This window comes from Zhouia amylolytica (assembly GCF_900116365.1).
Taxonomy (GTDB): domain Bacteria; phylum Bacteroidota; class Bacteroidia; order Flavobacteriales; family Flavobacteriaceae; genus Zhouia; species Zhouia amylolytica.
The window spans coordinates 216,339-233,864 of sequence record NZ_FPAG01000004.1 but is presented as its reverse complement, the minus strand read 5'-3'; the positions used below and the strand labels follow the sequence as shown (position 1 = coordinate 233,864).

Below are 17,526 nucleotides of genomic sequence, written 5' to 3'. Positions count from 1 at the left end.
GAGTGCGCTATTTTGTCTTAGTATAATATAGTTCTAACCTTAATTTTTTATCATTATTATCCTGAGAAATATTATTACCGTAAAGTATAACACCTAACGGACTTATAGCTGCAGTCTTCGGAGCCATAATATCATTCCCCTCAGATGTTGCAGCAACGTAATTAAAGTTAGTCACATCTGCAGTAAATGACAAACCTAGTGTTACGTTTTCGCTATCCCCTCTTAAAATTTCGGTAACATGTTCAGTTACACCAAATCTATAGCGCCATGGATTGTCATTTTCATCCAATTCCAATACACCGCTATATATGGCTCCTCCAGCATCCAACTGAACATCAGCAACTTGATCTACAATTGACTCCCCTTCTTCTAGTTTATACAAGAACAAACGATCAGGATAAATAGGATCACCATAAGAATTCATTGCTTCGGTATCTATATAAAGCAATAGATCAGCCTGGTTTACCAATCGGTTCTCAGCTCTTAATGCTTCTAGGTCTTCTCCAACAAAAAGATCTAATGCCGCATAGGCTCCAGCCCCTCCACGCAAGTAAATTCTGGACGCATCTTCCGCACTATTCAATTGCTCTGTAATGACTGCTGGATATGCCGACTCTTCAATGAAATTTACATGTACATCATTTCCGTTACTAGAAAGACTTAAGGTAATATTACCACTGGAAGTAACAATTTGATCATCAGAAGTATCATCTGTTGTATCATTATTATCCCATTCATCGTAATCATAATTTATACGAATATTGGCATTCTCAATATCTAACAACATCAATAAATCATCGGTAGGAGAATCAATTGAAAAATAAAACCCTCTCAAATAATCTTTTAAATTATCAGAATTTGCAAGAACTGAATTACCCTCCATATCGAGAATCTTTTCCTGAAAAAAAGCATTATCCAATTGCACATAAAGACCCGGCGTCAATCGACTCGATACATTTTGAGACTCGTCTTCATCTTCCGTATCCGGATCATCTTCATTTTCGAAAAACAGAATTTCTGAAGGGTCTATCTTATATACATCATCATAAATCACGGTAGTATTGAAAGACTTAAGATCACCATCAGAATAATATTCCTGAGCTTCAGTAAATTCCTGATCTGGATCAAGTCTTCTTAAATAGTAGGTGGACTCCTGAACCTTTAGGTTGAACTCCTGATCCATATTTCCGTAAATCGAATCTAAAGTAAACTCCTTAGGATCATTTTCATCAACCTCAGTACTGGTTGTATCCTCTACCTCCTCAGAAAAAAACGGAATATACAAATACACACTACTCACCGTTTCATTCTCAACAATGGTGGCATCTGAATCATCCGCATCTGAATTATCTTCCAGCTCCTGGGAATACTTACCAAAAACGGTTGAAGATAAACTAACCTGAGTAATAAATTCATAGTTCGTCTTCCCATACACAGGATCTTTATAATCTCCCAATTGGAATACTGGCAAATTATCAGTTCGGATCCTGTCCATTTTATTATTAACAGCCGAAACCTCATAGGTTGCATCTGCTACACGATCATTCTCATCGAAGATGTCTGAACCTATGGTGTTAAACTCTTCATCACAGGCTATAAAAAAAACAACACTACCTAATACAAGTAGTGTGTTCAGAAGTTTATTAGATTGAAATCTCATACGTTGTTTCTGATTAACTTAAAATTTTCTCCTCATAGAACTGGTGATACGCATCCTCAAACTCATATATCGATTTATAACCTAAGACTGGTTTCGATAAATTTGAAATATAATCACTCAATTCATCAGACAATTCCTCCGAAGCAACAATAACTCCATCAGAATAATCTGCCGCCACTTTCATTAATGCATCGTAATTTGGATTTTCCAACCACTTAGCATCATCATCCTGAATTCCATCAAACTTGACCTTACTCAACATCTCTTCATTTAACGTGCCTTCAAAACCTTTCTTGTATACAGAAGTAACTATTTTACTTTCTGCAAACAATGGTTCATCACCGTAATACTTTTTTAAATAAAGCGGCAACAAAGAAGCCATCCAACCATGAACATGAATAATATCAGGATTCCAATTCAGTTTTTTAACCGTTTCAATGACTCCTTTTGCAAAGAATATAGCGCGCTCATCATTATCTGGAAACAAATTACCTTCTTCATCTGAAAAAGTAGCTTTTCTTTTGAAATACTCTTCGTTATCGATAAAATAAACTTGAATTCTTTCTTTAGGAATAGAAGCAACCTTGATAATAAGTGGCATATCCATATCGTTTACCACTAAATTCATTCCTGAAAGCCTGATTACTTCATGAAGCTGATGTCTTCTCTCGTTGATGTTTCCAAATCTTGGCATAAAGATTCGTATTTGTCCTCCCCTGTCATTCACCATTCTTGGACTTTCATAGGCCAACGATGATACTTCGTTTTCCGGCAAGTAAGGAATCATTTCAGAAGCGACAAATAATACTCTTTTGTCTGTCATAAAATCTATATGTTTTTCTTTTACAGTTTGAGTCTAAGGCATGCAAAAATATAAAAAATATGCTGAATTAGTTTAATTTATATAGCTTTGCACGCTGTTAATTTTTTCTAAAGTGAAAATATTTAAACAAAAACAACCGCTTTCTTCTTTTTTAAAAGAGGAGCGAATGAAGTCTAAAACGGTTGGTTTAGTACCTACCATGGGAGCCTTGCATAGTGGACACATGTCTTTAGTGAAGAGGGCTTCAGCCGAAAACAACCTTGTCGTGGTTAGTATTTTTGTTAACCCTACACAGTTTGACAATAAGTCCGATTTAGAAAAATATCCTCGCTTTTTAGAAAAAGACCTGGAAACCTTAAAAAAAGTTAATTCTGAGGTCATTGTCTTCACTCCATCCGTCGAAGAGATCTATGCGAACAACATTAATGCTCAAAAATTTGACTATGATGGCCTGGAACACGAAATGGAAGGTAAATTCAGAAACGGACACTTTGACGGAGTAGGAACCATCGTAAAACAACTACTGGAAATTGTTGATCCACATAAAGCCTATTTTGGTGAAAAAGATTACCAACAATTACTAATTATCAAAAAACTCGTAGAAAAAAATCATATGCCTGTTGAAATCGTAGGATGCCCTATAGAACGTGAAAATAATGGTTTGGCAATGAGTTCAAGAAACGAGAGACTTCCCTCAGAAACACGAAAAAAAGCTTCTTTTATCTTCAAGACACTCCTTGAAGCCAAAGAAAAGTTTGGCACGGAAAGTGCTCTTGATGTCACAAATTGGATAAAAGAAAAGTTCAAACAAGAACCTTTATTTGATTTAGAATATATAGAAATTGCAAATGCAGATACTTTAGAACCGATAGAACGAAAAAGAGATAATGAGAAATATAGGGCCTTTATTGCCGTCTATGCAGACAGCGTGAGACTTATAGATAATATCGCCTTAAATTAATAACTTTGCCACATGCAAATAGAAGTAGTAAAATCAAAAATTCACAGAGTCACCGTAACAGGTGCAGAACTGAACTATATTGGTAGCATCACGATCGATGAAGCTCTAATGGAGGCTTCCAATATTATTGAAGGAGAAAAAGTTCAAATCGTCAACATTAACAATGGAGAACGCCTTGAAACTTATGCGATTAAAGGAAACCGAAATAGTGGAGAAATCACACTTAATGGCCCAGCAGCTCGCAGGGTACAGAAAGGTGATGTCATCATCATTATATCTTATGGAATCATGGATTTTGAAGAAGCTAAAAACTTTAAGCCTACTTTGATTTTCCCAAATGAGACAAACAACACCTTGAAATAATCGTTGAAAAAGAAAACAGTTAAAATATTAAAAATTGTACTCCCACTATTGTTGGGAGTTTTTTTAATATGGTATTCTTACAGCAAGTTCACACCAGACCAATTAACCGAAATCAAGGACCATTTTAAAAACGCTAATTACTGGTTTCTTTTACTATCGTTATTGTTTGGATTCTTCAGTCACTTATCAAGGGCATATAGATGGAATTTTATGCTGGAACCTTTGGGGTATAAACCCAAATTGGCTAATAATGCTATGGCTGTTTTTATTGCCTATCTCTTTAACCTTGCCATTCCAAGATCGGGCGAGGTATCAAGAGCCCTTGTAATTAACAAATATGACAATGTGCCTTTTGACAAAGCTTTCGGAACTATCGTAGCCGAGAGAATAGCCGATGTGCTAGTACTAGGCTTTATCGTACTTCTGGCATTCGCGCTTCAATTTGATGCCTTAAAAGACTTTCTTCTTGAAATTATACCTATTCAAAAACTTTTAATAGCCGGAATCACCCTAACGCTTTTAGGTATAGCGGGTCTTTTCTTCATTTATAAAACGAATTTCAAGATCAGTCTCAAAATAAGAAAGTTAATTGCTGGCTTAAAAGAAGGTCTTCTTGCTATTCTTAAAATGAAAAAAGTATGGCCTTTTATTTTTCACACCGTGTTTATTTGGATCATGTATGTGGCCATGTTCTACATTTGCATATTTGCACTGGAAGAAACATCTTCTTTTTCCTTCTCAACAGTAATAACTGCTTTTGTGGTTGGCAGCTTTGCCATAGCCTTTACTAATGGCGGGTTTGGCTCATATCCATTCTTTATAGCAGAAATATTATTGCTTTTTGGCATCTCTGCGACAGTGGGCACTGCCTTCGGTTGGATCGTATGGATTTCTCAATTTGTAATGATACTTCTCTTTGGAGGACTATCACTATTATTACTTCCGGTATACAATAGAAATAAATAATTTATTATCTTCGGTAATCCAAATCGAACAAACATAACCATGAAAAAGTACTTAACTTTTGTGCTTCTGCTATGCTCTTTAGCTAGTATTGCACAAATAAAAAACACTAAGTCTTATTCACTGAAACTTGATGAGACAAGAAATCTTCGCTTATACATACCTGAAAATTACGATGCCGAAAAATCATACCCACTAATTGTAGTTTTAGACGCTGATTACCTTTTTGATGTCGTAGTTGCGAATTGTAAATTTCTGAACTATAATGGCGATATGCCGGAGAGTATTGTGGTAGGAATTGAACAAAAAGGCCTACGGGATGCTGACTCTCAATATGGCGAAAACAGCCTTCCGGAGAAAAAAGGGAATCGCTTTTTTGAATACCTGGGAATGGAACTTATCCCATCGCTTCAAAAAGAATACAGTTTAGCGAATTTCAGAGCTATTGTAGGTCACGGAATTACTGGAAATTTCACCAATTACTATTTGCTTAAAGGCGAACCCTTGTTCAAAGCATATATCAACCTATCCCCTTCTTATGCCCCAAGAATGGAAGACTATTTATTGGAGCGTTTAAAGGGTTATGAAGATATGATATTCTACTACCTTGCCACTTCATCTAACGATAAAAAAGAGAATATTCAAGGAGCAAAATATTTCAATGCTCAACTAAGATTAATCAATAACGAAAACATCCATTATTATTTTGATGATTTTGAAAATACTAATCACTACAGCCTGGCATCTTATGGGATTCCAAAAGCTTTAAATCAATTTTTTGAAATCTACAAGCCTATTAGTAAAGAAGAATACCAAACAAAGGTGTTAACATATGAAGGCCCTGTTATCAACTACCTCTATGACAAATACCAAACCATGGAGTCGCTTTTTGGATTTAAAAAACCGGTATTGTTAAATGACATTATGGCCATTTACGCTGCCACCAAAAAAAATAAAGACCTCCCTTCATTAGAAGAATTAAGCAGAATTGCAAAAAATGAGTTCCCGGAAACCATGCTTGGGTTTTTCCTGGAAGCAGAGTATCACGAACAAATGGGGGAAGCGAAAAAAGCTATGCGTACCTATGAAAAAGCTTTCGGGATGAAGGAAATTGATTTTATCACTAAAGATCTTGCTTTACAACGCATCCAAAGCATAAAGGAAGATTTCGGTTGGTAGTATTTAATACAATGTTGAATCCTTCTATTTTTATAGAACCAATAACTGAATTTAAAACTATATTAACTTTCAACAAACAACTAGTCTGATAGTAGATAGAGAAATCAGCCGAATTTGTATTTTTCGGTTTCTAAATTTTTTATATCCACTATGAAGACCCTTAAACCACTCCTAATACTGCTCTTTACTCTTCCCACAATTATATGTTCACAAAAACGTGACACCATAGAATTGTCGGAGGACTGGAAGTTTAAAAAAGGGACTATTATTAACGCACACCTTAAAGACTTCAATGACTCCAGATGGGAAACCGTTACCGTTCCGCACGACTGGGCCATATATGGACCTTTTGATAAGGAAATTGACAAGCAATCAGTTGCCATCGTACAAAATGGCGAACAAGTTCCGACCGAAAAAACTGGAAGAACAGGTGCGCTGCCATACATAGGCGAAGCATGGTACAGAAAAGAGTTTTTGATTCCTGATTTAAAGGAAACCCAAAAAACACTCATTGTCTTTGAAGGAGCCATGAGCCAACCACAAGTCTTTATCAATGGCAGAAAGGCAGGTAGTTGGAATTATGGGTACAGTTATTTTTACTTCGATATTTCCGATTACATAGTAGAGGGTAAAAACACCTTAGCCGTACATATATCTAATAAAGGTGAATCCTCTCGATGGTATCCCGGAGCTGGCTTATACCGGAATGTAAGTATCATTACAAAAAACAAGACCAGTTTCAATCAATGGGGCACCTTCATAACAACACCATTTATTTCTGAAAATAACGCCAAGGTGAAAATCAAATCCAAAGTTAGTGGCAACAATCTAAAACTCAGAACTAAAATTATAGATAATGAAGGAAATGAAGTGGCGAATGAAAGCTCCTCCTCTCTTTTCGGAAATGAATTCGAAATAAACTTAGCTGTTTTAAACCCAAGACTATGGAGTCCTGAAACTCCCTATTTATATACCGCCATATCTGAACTATATAGCAACGGCGAACTCAAAGATAAAATCAGCACCAGATTTGGAATCAGGTCAATTAAATACGAAGCAGAAAAAGGATTTAGCTTGAATGGTAAGATCACAAAATTCAAAGGTGTTTGTTTACATCACGATCTGGGACCGCTAGGAACTGCGGTAAACAAAGCTGCATTACGACGACAATTAAAAATACTAAAGGACATGGGAGCAAATGCCATCAGGAGTTCTCATAATATGCCTTCTCTTGAACAATTAGAACTATGTGATGAAATGGGATTTATGTTCCTGGCCGAGAGTTTTGATGAATGGGCTAAACCTAAGGTAAAGAATGGCTATAACCGATTTTTTAAGGAGGATGCAGAAAAAGATATTATTAATTTGGTTCATGCTACCCGAAACCACCCCTCTATAGTCATGTGGAGCTCAGGAAATGAAGTTCCTGACCAATGGGGCACCGAAGGAGTTAAACGCGCCAAATGGCTTCAGGATATTTTCCACAGAGAGGATCCAACAAGACCTGTAACCGTAGGAATGGATCAAGTCAAAGCTACCATGGAATCCGGCTTCGGGGCAGTACTTGATATTCCGGGATTAAACTATAGGGTCCATCTTTACGAAGAAGCATACGACAAATTTCCACAAGGAATTATTTTAGGCTCAGAAACTGCTTCTACGGTTAGCTCTAGAGGTGTCTATAAATTCCCAGTTAAAAAAGCCTCTATGAAGCAATATGAAGACTACCAATCCTCTTCATATGATCTGGAGTATTGTAGCTGGTCTAATCTCCCGGACGATGATTTCGCATTACAAGATGACAAAGATTGGGTAATTGGCGAATTTGTCTGGACCGGCTTTGACTACCTCGGAGAGCCAACACCTTATGATGAAATGTGGCCTTCACGAAGCTCTTACTTTGGCATAAATGATCTTGCAGGTCTGCCAAAAGATCGTTTTTACCTGTACAGGAGTCGTTGGAATAAAGAAAATGAAACGCTTCACATACTACCGCATTGGAATTGGGAAGGAAGGGAAGGCAAAACCACCCCTGTTTTTGTTTATACAAATTACGACAGCGCTGAACTCTTTTTAAATGGGAAAAGCCTTGGCGTTCAAAAAAAGAACCACAGTACTCCTCAAAACCGTTATCGACTGATGTGGATGGATGTCAAGTACGAACCGGGAGTACTTAAAGTTATTGCTTTTAACAAAGCAGGAGAACCAATTGCAGAGAAAGAAATTAAAACAGCAGGAGCACCTGATCAAATAGTATTGGATGCCGACAGAACAACTATTAAAGCAGATGGGAAAGACCTATCTTTTGTAACGGTATCAGTTGTTGACAAAGATGGCAATCCATGTCCTACAGCAACTAATCAGCTTAACTTCAAAGTTAAGGGTGCAGGAGCTTACAGAGCAGCATGTAATGGAGATCCAACCTCCCTGGAACTATTCCACCAACCTACCATGAAACTGTTCAGCGGTAAATTGGTGGTAATCGTTCAATCGACTCATGAAAGTGGCCCAATAGAGTTAAAGGTAACAGGAAAGAAATTGAAAAGCGGAAAAATTGCCCTGAATTCAACTTCCTCAGAAAATTAAAATATTACAAATCACCATCACCAGAGTCAAGAAGTAATTCGTAACTTTCGGGTTTAAAAAATCAGTATGGCCAAAGTAAAAACCACCTTTTTTTGTCAAAATTGTGGCACTTCGTATGCCAAATGGCAAGGGCAGTGCAGCGCATGTAAAGAATGGAATACCATTGCAGAAGAACTAGTTCAAAAGGATGACAAAAAAAGCTGGAATTCAAATATTACCAATGCCAAAAACAAAAAAGCTCCAAAACCTCAAAAAGTTGCTGAGATCAATCAGGTTGAAGAGCTTCGAATGAACAGTTCAGACAATGAATTTAATCGTGTTTTAGGTGGCGGAGTCGTTCCTGGTTCTGTTACCCTTTTGGGAGGAGAACCAGGAATTGGGAAAAGCACCTTATTGCTTCAGATCGCTCTAAAACTCCCATACAAAACCCTTTATGTATCAGGTGAAGAAAGCGCTCAACAAATTAAAATGAGGGCTGAACGCATTAATCCCAGAAGTGAGAATTGTTATATTTTAACCGAAACTAAAACTCAAAATATCTTCAAGCAGATTGAAGCTACTGAACCGGATATTCTTGTTATTGACTCCATACAAACACTACACACAGATTATATAGAATCATCTGCAGGAAGTATTTCTCAAATTCGTGAATGCACCTCCGAACTTATAAAATTTGCAAAAGAAACTGCGACCCCGGTTATTCTAATAGGCCACATTACCAAAGATGGGAATATTGCCGGACCAAAAATATTAGAACACATGGTTGACACTGTACTTCAGTTTGAAGGAGACAGAAATCATGTGTATCGAATTCTGAGGGCTTTGAAAAATCGCTTCGGATCTACCTCAGAATTGGGCATTTACGAAATGCTTGGCAATGGCTTACGTGAAGTTTCTAATCCATCTGAAATACTTATCTCTAAAAATGACGAGGATCTAAGTGGAACTGCCATAGCTGCTACCCTTGAAGGAATGCGTCCGTTAATGATAGAAATTCAAGCTCTGGTGAGTACTGCAGTATACGGAACACCCCAACGAAGTACTACGGGTTACAATGCCAAACGCCTTAATATGCTATTAGCTGTACTTGAAAAGCGAGCAGGATTCAGACTTGGAGCGAAAGATGTATTCCTGAACATAACTGGCGGAATATCAGTAGATGATACAGCTATTGATCTTGGTGTTATTGCCGCAATCCTCTCAAGTAACGAAGACATTTCTATAGAAAAGGATGTTTGTTTTGCTGCCGAAGTTGGCCTTGCTGGCGAAATAAGACCTGTACAAAGGGTCGATCAACGAATTATGGAAGCTGAAAAACTTGGATTCGCAAAGATTTTTGTATCCAAACACAATAAGATAACCGTAAAAAAACCACAAATTCAGGTAAAGCTGGTTGCTCGTATTGAAGATGTGGTTGATGAATTATTTGGGTAAAGCACCTCAGCCCCAGAGAGCGTACAGATTATTAAAAATCCCGGTGTCATTAATCATTTTTTTAAATCATATAACCCTTAAAGATTTAACTTCTTTTTTAAAAAACTGAACGAACCTGAGAGACATTCTCGATACTTGATTTTTTTCTTTTTAATCGACCCTATTATATTCCATATACCTAGCAGTATTATTCGTGATTTTACTACCGTGTAATTTTTCTACGATATGAAAAGAAAGGTCTATTCCAGCTGATATACCTCCAGAGGTATAAATTTTTCCAGAATTCACAAACCTCTTCTCCTTCTCAGGAATACCTGTAGGAACAATTTCCTGCATACTGTCATAAACCTGGTGATGTGTACAATATGATTTATTATCTAAAAGTCCGAGCTTTCCTAAAATTCTAGAACCAGAACATATACTTACAGTTAAAGCTGTCGTTTTATGGACCTCTTGTACCCATTTCAAAATTTCAACGTCTTTAAGTAACGGAGTTGTCCCCTGCCCACCTGCTATAATTAAGATATCAATATTAGGAGTATCTTTAATAGAATAATTAGGGTTCACTGAAAGACCATTTACTGCCGTAATAGATTCTTGCGTTTTTGCGACAGTAAAAACATTAAAAAGCTTATGATCATGCACTTGTGATGCTACTGCAAAAACTTCAAACGGACCTGAAAAATCTAATACTTCAGCGTCATCAAAAACAAGAATAGCTACATTTTTTTTCATGAATTTAATTTAATGATTAGCAACAACAAATGTAACCGCCTATTGAATGTAAGAAAAGGACATTAGTTGGAGGTTTTGAGACATAACGAAGATGTCAAAGCGAACTTTTATCTAAAACTTCTCGTAATTGACGGGATGTTTTGTAACCACACAACCGCGCAATATAGTCCAGTTTATATCCTGAATCTTCTACCAAACTTGTAGCTTTTTCAACTCTTAACTTTGTTCGATATTCAGCAATAGTCACTCCTGTATGTTTTTTAAAAATACGAGATAAATTTCTAGGACTTGTATGAACTATTTCAGCTAATGACTCTAGGGTGGAAGTTTTCTCTAAATTATGAATTATCCAATCTTGAACTATATGTACTTTCTGATCTTGATGGTCTCTAAACTGTAAAAAAACACTCTCCTGCTCATCAGTTCCATTTCTTCTTATGTATACTGCCAATTCTTTAGCTATCCTGATTGCATTCAGCTTTCCATGGCTTTCTTCAATTAAAAACAAAGCTAAGTCTATACCTGTGGCCACCCCCGCGCTAGTGAAAATATTACCTGATTGTACAAATAATTTATTGTTTTTGACTTTTACAAAAGGGAACTTAGTCTTCAACAGATCAATATATCTCCAATGAGTGGTGCACATCTTATGGTCTAACAAACCTGACTTTGCTAAAAGAAATGCACCAGTACAAATACTACAAATAGTAGCCCCATGATTGTTTACATTTCTTAGCCATTCAAAAAAAGGAGCTCCATCCATAAGAGTATCGCTCTGCTCTGTATTAAATCCGGGTATGAAAACAAAATCTTTTTCGCCCGGCTGGGTTTCGCTATAATGAACTAAGGAATTCAGCTTTAATCCTGCAGAACTATTAATTACAGGACGATCACTAATGAATTCTAAACCATAATCAAACCCTAACTCTTTAGCTTCTTGAAATACTTGCAAAACACCACTTAAATCAAGTAAATGAACCTGATTGGTTATATAAAAATAAACTGTTTGCATCCTTGAGATAAATTTAATGAGTATTACATCGAAACTTTCAGGGCATTCTCAAAACAGAACGAGAAAAATCTCCTTATTGAATTTATTATTATGGCGCCGGATTTGGAACCAATTCATGAATTTTGTTAATCCCTTTAATTATTTCAGCAGTTAAATCAACATGTACACTATCTATATTCTCTTTTAATTGCTCCAAATTCGTTGCACCAATAATATTACTGGTTACAAATGGCTGCTGATTCACAAATGCCAAGGCCATTTGAGCTAATGATAATCCGTTATCCTTTGCCAGGTCATAATACATCTTAGCTGCCTTTTTAGAGTTCTCCCCATTGTATCTGCTAAACATCGGAAATAATGCAATTCTTGAATCCTTAGGAGTTCCCAGAATGTGTTTTTCCGTAAGACGACCAAAACCCAACGGTGAATAAGGTAAAAGACCGATATCTTCCCGCATAGAAATTTCGGCACTCCCTATTTCATACAACCTGTTCAATAAGCTATACGGATTTTGTACCGTCGAAATTCTCGGCAGATCATTTTCTTTACTTGCCTCCAAAAACCTCATAATACCATATGGAGTTTCATTCGAAAGCCCTATATGTCTTATCTTTCCCTGTTTGATAAATCCTTCCAAAGTCACTAAAACTTCGCTGAAGTTATCTTTCCATTTCTCATCTTCCTGATGAACATACCCCCGGGTTCCAAAAAAATTAGTGTTACGCTCAGGCCAATGTAATTGATACAGGTCAATATAATCAGTTTGCAAGCGACATAGACTTTGATCAATCGCCTCTGTAATAGCTTCTTTGCTATATCCGTTATTTCGAATATGACTGTTGGAAAATCCAGGTCCTGCTATTTTCGAAGCTAAAACGATCTGATCACGTTTGCCAGTTTTCTTAAACCAGCTCCCTATAATACTTTCGGTTGAACCCTGAGTTTCTTTTTTTGCCGGCACAGAATACAATTCAGCAGTATCAAAGAAATTCACGCCCTGATCAACGGCTAAATCCATTTGAGCGTGCCCCTCTGATTCTGTATTCTGCTCGCCCCAGGTCATCGTCCCTAAACATATTTTACTAACTTTTAGATCCGTATTAGGTAGTTTTGTATACTTCATAGTGCAAATAATTTATTATTTAAAAAAAAAGAACCTCGCATAACGCGAGGTTCAAAGTTAAAGAATCAATATTATTCTACATATCGTTTAACAATCTTGTAACCTCATCAAGCTTCGGGGTTAACACCACTTCAATACGTCTGTTCTTAGCTTTCCCATCAACAGTAGAGTTTGAAGCAACGGGAGCATACTCCCCTCGTCCAGCAGCAGTAAGATTGTTAGGATCAATCCCAGTGTTTTTCACAAGCAATCTCACAATTGCGGTTGCTCTTTTAGTTGATAAATCCCAATTATCATCTAAAGATCCATTACCGCGATATGGTACATTATCTGTATGACCTTCAATTAAGATATTTATTTCCGGATTTTGAGCCAACACACTTGCTAATTGGCGAACGGCCCTCTGACCTTCGCTTCCTACAGCCCAGCTCCCACTCTGAAACAGTAATTTATTTTCCATAGAAACATAAACCTTCCCATCTCTTTGTTCAACGGTGAGTCCCTTACCTTCAAAATCTAAGAGTGCTTTTGAAATAGCATCTTTTAATTGTCTCATTGCCGCGTCCTTAGATGCTATTAAACCTTCCAGTTCATTTACCCTCTGGGAGCGACTATCTAACTCGGATTTTAGTTGTTCTAGTCGAGCCTGTTCTTCCGCTAAAACTCTTTCCTTTTCTTCCAGTTGTGTTAACAACTCTCTATTCTTCCTTGAATTTTCTGCAATTGCAGAACTACTTTGTTTCTCTAAGGCATCATAAGATTCTTGCAGCTTTGTCAATTGAGATTTGGTAGCTTCATAATCCTGACGTAATTGATCGCGCTCAGCAACCACCTTCTCATAAGCCTCCTGAAGGACCCTAACACCATTATTCAATTTGTTATTAGTCGATTCAAGCTCCTGATTCTCATTAGCTAACTCATTTCTCTCCTGTCTCAATTTTGCATAACGACTTTCTAAATCATTATAAACTTTGGATGACACACAAGAAGATGCCATTGCAATTAACACTGTTCCAACAAATATTTTTTTTAACATAAGTATAATTTTGGGGGATTCTATTTTAAACATCCAGTTCAACCATTATAGGACAATGATCGCTATGCTTTGCTTCTGGTAATATAACGGCTCTTTTAATATTTTCTTGCAAAGGTTCTGAAACCATATTGTAATCAATACGCCAACCCTTATTATTGGCTCTTGCATTTGCCCTGTAAGTCCACCATGAATAATTATGAGGTTCTTTATTAAGATACCTGAAACTATCGATAAACCCTTTATTAATAAATCCATCTAACCATTTACGCTCTTCAGGTAAAAAACCAGAAACTTTTGCATTACGCACTGGATCATGAATATCGATAGCTTGATGACATATATTATAGTCTCCACAGATTACCAAATTTGGCTTTTCCTGTTTCAGACCGTCCACATATTCCTGAAAATCATCCATATACTTAAACTTATGCTCCAAGCGAGCCAAATTAGTCCCGGATGGCAGATACAAACTCATCACCGACAAACCGTTAAAATCAGCTCTAAGATTTCTGCCTTCAGCGTCCATATAATCAATTCCTGTTCCAAACTCTACATGATCTGGTTCTTTTTTTGAAAGAATTGCTACTCCACTATATCCTTTTTTTTCAGCACTAAACCAATAGTGATACTTATACCCTATTTCCTCGAATAAATCAAGGTCTACTTGTTCCTTCATAGCCTTAATTTCTTGCAAACAGAGTACATCGGGGTCAGCGCTCTTCAACCAATCTATCAATCCTTTTCTTAGCGCGGCTCTAACACCATTAACATTATAGGAAATAATTTTCATCTAAATCATTTTATGAAGGCTAAAATAGTAATTTCACTTTGTTGCGAGAATGAAAAGAAACTAGTTTCTTCCTTTTTCATTCGGATATAGTAAGTTTACATTATCACTTTGCCAAAATTCTTTGGTATCAGCATCCATTATGGTGAGAGGACTTTTGTAGGCGGCTCCTGTATCCAGGTTCCAAACGTTGGCTGCTTTAACAGGCTTGGTTTGACCTATCCTGGTTGTCGGGGTATGCCCGATGTAAATCTCTTTGTAGTGCTGAATACGTTTAGGGTACCTATCTGATGTTTTAGATAATTCAGGATCCAGGGCTAATACCATTTCCCATAACGATCGATCCCAATAAAGCATTTTAGGGAAATACTCATAATCTACCCCATGAAGATTTGTGAACCCGGCATGCACATAAAGACGATTTTTATCATCCAAATGATAATTTTCTAATGACTCTAAAAAACCCTTATGAATATTAACAATATTTTCTTCCAACAGATTATACGCATCAAGAGTTGCCTGACCACCATGAATTAGCCATTGAGGGTTATGCTTTCTCTCATCCAGCCATTTTCGGAATAGATCATCGTGATTCCCTCTTATAAAAACACATTCGTTTTTACTATTTAACTCTATTAGATAATCTATCACCTCTGGAGACTGACTCCATCCATCAACATAATCCCCTAAAAAAATCAATTTATCATTTTGACTGACTCCTGCTCTTTCCAGCACCTGTATCAATGCCTTGAAAGCACCATGAATATCTCCTACAACTAAAGTTCTTTGAGGCATAAACTAAATCTTTTTAAACAAAGATAGCTGTTGAGTTTCTATTCAAAAAAAAGTTGTAATACTGATTAAGCATATTTAACCTTTCTTAAAATTCTTAATGCCTCTTTTAATGATCTGTAAATTTTTAGATCATACTCCTTAACAAACCATCTATAATCTTCAAGCATTTGCTTAGCGCCTTCAAATCCATTTAAAAAACAAATAAGATGGGTTGCAGGCAGATTTTTTATATCTTTTTTATTCTGAGCATTTAAGGTGACTCCTTTCTTTAACTTTTCAAGTATTGAATTATTATTGTTAAAGATATGATACAGCATTTTACGATCGAATTGAGGAGGTTCAAATAACAAAGTACTATCTATTTTATAGGTCCCGTTGTTTTTAAATTTAATTACCACTTTCTCCAATGGATAATACTTTTGTTGATCGTTCAATCCCAATTGCACATATTCCGTAATGGTGAACATGTCTTCTGTAACCGTGACTTCCACTTCATCCAAAGCCGAATAAAAAAGCTTAACCTGCTCATTTATAAGCTCGATATCAAGCCTTGAATAATAAACATTTTCATTTACTTTTTTGGTCTGACCTGCCCAACAAACCACAAACTGTTCTTTAAAAACCTTATAGCTAGACTCCAGATCGGCATGACGATTGTTTAAAAAATCAATTACCCCGTCTAAAGTTAATTCTATGTTATTGCTCGCATGTTGCTCTATTTCTGCTACAATAGATGCGTTAACGTCTTTTATTTCAACGTTAAAACTTTGTGGCATACTTATGCTCCCCTCTCTGAAAAACACTGTTCCACCCCAATACTTCCAGATATTCTTTCTAAGGGCACATAAGGCTCCGGTAGACTTTATCGTTACAAGACCAACTACTTTTCCTTCTGGCAAATTTGGAAAGGGTATGTTTTCATAAGAAATCATCGGCGGATTACTCAAATAAGCATTCACGAGATTTTGAATTTTACTGTCATCAAAAAAATCAACTCCCAGAATTTCATTGGTAGCATCTTCCACTCCTACCACAATAAAAGAATTATTAAATGGGTTAGAATTAGCCAGAGCACAAACGTGTTTTAAAAATTTAGCCTTCCCTTCTTTATCTCCAATATTAACATACCGCTTTTTATCATAAAAGCTGTTTTCATCGTTATGGGAAAGAAGGTTTTTAACTAAAAGGCGTTTGTTAATCATAACTCTTTATTAACTATAGTAGATGAGGCCTGAGCTGTACTCATAACCACAAGATCTGCAATATTAACATGTTGCGGACGTGAAACAACAAAATAGATGATCTCTGAAATATCATCGGGACTTAAAGGCTGAAAACCACGGTAAACATTATCGGCACGTTCACTATCTCCTTTAAATCGTACGTCGCTGAATTCCGTTTTGACCATTCCGGGATTTATAGCTCCTACCCGAATCCCAAATTTATTAAGATCAATTCGCATTCCCTGATTCAACGCATCAACCGCATGCTTACTAGCACAATAAACATTCCCATTTGGATATACTTCCTTACCTGCAGTTGATCCAATATTTATAATATGTCCTTCCTTTCTTTTGGTCATTTGAGGCAGAACAGCTTTTGTTACATATAGCAAGCCTTTTACATTAATATCCATCATCATATCCCAGTCATCAATATCTCCTTCGTCTATGGAATCCAAACCATGAGCGTTACCGGCATTATTAATCAGAATATCTATTCTCTTGAAAGCATCAGGCAATGAATCGAAAGCATTAAAAACAGCTTCTCTATCCCGAACATCAAAATTTAACAAATGAATAGAAACTTTAGATGTAAGGTCGTTCTTTAAACGCTCCAGTCGATCTTGTCTTCTACCACACAGAATGAGATTAATTCCATTTTCCGCAAATGTTTTGGCTGTTGCGAGACCAATCCCACTTGATGCACCTGTTATTAAAGCTGTCTTATTGTTCATTATACTTTTCTTAGATTTTATTGTATTTTTTTCTTAAATTGTTTCTCTATCCCAGCGAATTAATACTATCACAGATTTTGTAAGCAATCTATATTTATAGTTTTTCTGCCGA

General features: G+C 36.5%; 16 protein-coding genes. 6 read left to right on the top strand and 10 right to left on the bottom strand.

Annotation, left to right across the window (positions count from 1 at the left end; all coding sequences use genetic code 11):
• Positions 1 to 7 precede the first annotated feature (7 nt).
• Together BM361_RS07970 and BM361_RS07965 are read right to left on the bottom strand one after the other, a co-directional pair.
• Positions 8 to 1,660: a BamH family beta-barrel-assembly machinery protein gene (locus BM361_RS07970; protein WP_074978085.1), complete on the bottom strand. Its 1,653-nt coding sequence runs from the start codon at positions 1,658 to 1,660 to the stop codon at positions 8 to 10.
• 13 nt (positions 1,661 to 1,673) lie between these two features.
• Entirely contained in the window at positions 1,674 to 2,483 is an 810-nt protein-coding gene (locus BM361_RS07965; RefSeq protein WP_038267442.1) for a glycogen/starch synthase, read from the bottom strand.
• A 112-nt stretch (positions 2,484 to 2,595) separates the two neighbouring features.
• Between BM361_RS07965 and panC the strand changes: the two genes are divergently transcribed.
• The 6 genes from panC (at position 2,596) to radA (ending at position 9,969) form a co-directional block, all read left to right on the top strand.
• Complete coding sequence (gene panC / locus BM361_RS07960) at positions 2,596 to 3,444, top strand: pantoate--beta-alanine ligase (RefSeq protein WP_074978083.1); 849 nt, start codon at positions 2,596 to 2,598, stop codon at positions 3,442 to 3,444.
• Positions 3,445 to 3,456: 12 nt separating this feature from the next.
• Positions 3,457 to 3,807, top strand: a complete 351-nt coding sequence (panD, locus tag BM361_RS07955; protein ID WP_038267447.1) for an aspartate 1-decarboxylase — start codon at positions 3,457 to 3,459, stop codon at positions 3,805 to 3,807.
• Positions 3,808 to 3,810: 3 nt separating this feature from the next.
• Positions 3,811 to 4,773 carry a lysylphosphatidylglycerol synthase transmembrane domain-containing protein gene (locus BM361_RS07950; RefSeq protein WP_074978082.1) on the top strand — a complete coding sequence of 321 codons (963 nt, stop codon included), beginning with the start codon at positions 3,811 to 3,813 and terminating at the stop codon, positions 4,771 to 4,773.
• Positions 4,774 to 4,812: 39 nt separating this feature from the next.
• A complete protein-coding gene (locus BM361_RS07945; protein ID WP_074978080.1) occupies positions 4,813 to 5,949 on the top strand; it encodes an alpha/beta hydrolase in 1,137 nt (378 codons plus the stop codon).
• A 150-nt stretch (positions 5,950 to 6,099) separates the two neighbouring features.
• Positions 6,100 to 8,535 carry a glycoside hydrolase family 2 TIM barrel-domain containing protein gene (locus BM361_RS07940; protein ID WP_074978079.1) on the top strand — a complete coding sequence of 812 codons (2,436 nt, stop codon included), beginning with the start codon at positions 6,100 to 6,102 and terminating at the stop codon, positions 8,533 to 8,535.
• Between the two features lie 66 nt (positions 8,536 to 8,601).
• Positions 8,602 to 9,969, top strand: coding sequence for a DNA repair protein RadA (radA, locus tag BM361_RS07935; RefSeq protein WP_074978077.1), 1,368 nt, complete (start codon positions 8,602 to 8,604; stop codon positions 9,967 to 9,969).
• A gap of 150 nt (positions 9,970 to 10,119) precedes the next feature.
• On the opposite strand, the gene BM361_RS07930 is transcribed toward radA, so the two are convergent.
• From BM361_RS07930 to BM361_RS07895, 8 genes are all read right to left on the bottom strand, one after another.
• Positions 10,120 to 10,704, bottom strand: a complete 585-nt coding sequence (locus BM361_RS07930) for a DJ-1/PfpI family protein (protein WP_074978076.1) — start codon at positions 10,702 to 10,704, stop codon at positions 10,120 to 10,122.
• A gap of 94 nt (positions 10,705 to 10,798) precedes the next feature.
• The gene (locus BM361_RS07925) at positions 10,799 to 11,716 is read right to left on the bottom strand and encodes a GlxA family transcriptional regulator (RefSeq protein WP_074978074.1); all 918 of its coding nucleotides are present in this window, start codon (positions 11,714 to 11,716) and stop codon (positions 10,799 to 10,801) included.
• Between the two features lie 88 nt (positions 11,717 to 11,804).
• The gene (locus BM361_RS07920) at positions 11,805 to 12,839 is read right to left on the bottom strand and encodes an aldo/keto reductase (RefSeq protein WP_074978073.1); all 1,035 of its coding nucleotides are present in this window, start codon (positions 12,837 to 12,839) and stop codon (positions 11,805 to 11,807) included.
• 76 nt (positions 12,840 to 12,915) lie between these two features.
• On the bottom strand, positions 12,916 to 13,875 hold the full coding sequence (locus BM361_RS07915) for an OmpA family protein (RefSeq protein ID WP_074978261.1): 960 nt from the start codon (positions 13,873 to 13,875) through the stop codon (positions 12,916 to 12,918).
• 25 nt (positions 13,876 to 13,900) lie between these two features.
• A complete protein-coding gene (locus tag BM361_RS07910; RefSeq protein ID WP_074978071.1) occupies positions 13,901 to 14,665 on the bottom strand; it encodes an exodeoxyribonuclease III in 765 nt (254 codons plus the stop codon).
• 60 nt (positions 14,666 to 14,725) lie between these two features.
• The gene (locus BM361_RS07905; protein ID WP_038267470.1) at positions 14,726 to 15,457 is read right to left on the bottom strand and encodes a metallophosphoesterase family protein; all 732 of its coding nucleotides are present in this window, start codon (positions 15,455 to 15,457) and stop codon (positions 14,726 to 14,728) included.
• Positions 15,458 to 15,522: 65 nt separating this feature from the next.
• On the bottom strand, positions 15,523 to 16,659 hold the full coding sequence (locus tag BM361_RS07900; RefSeq protein ID WP_038267471.1) for an ATP-binding protein: 1,137 nt from the start codon (positions 16,657 to 16,659) through the stop codon (positions 15,523 to 15,525).
• Complete coding sequence (locus BM361_RS07895) at positions 16,656 to 17,414, bottom strand: SDR family NAD(P)-dependent oxidoreductase (RefSeq protein WP_074978069.1); 759 nt, start codon at positions 17,412 to 17,414, stop codon at positions 16,656 to 16,658. Before BM361_RS07895 ends, BM361_RS07900 begins: the two co-directional genes overlap by 4 nt.
• Positions 17,415 to 17,526: the final 112 nt, after the last annotated feature.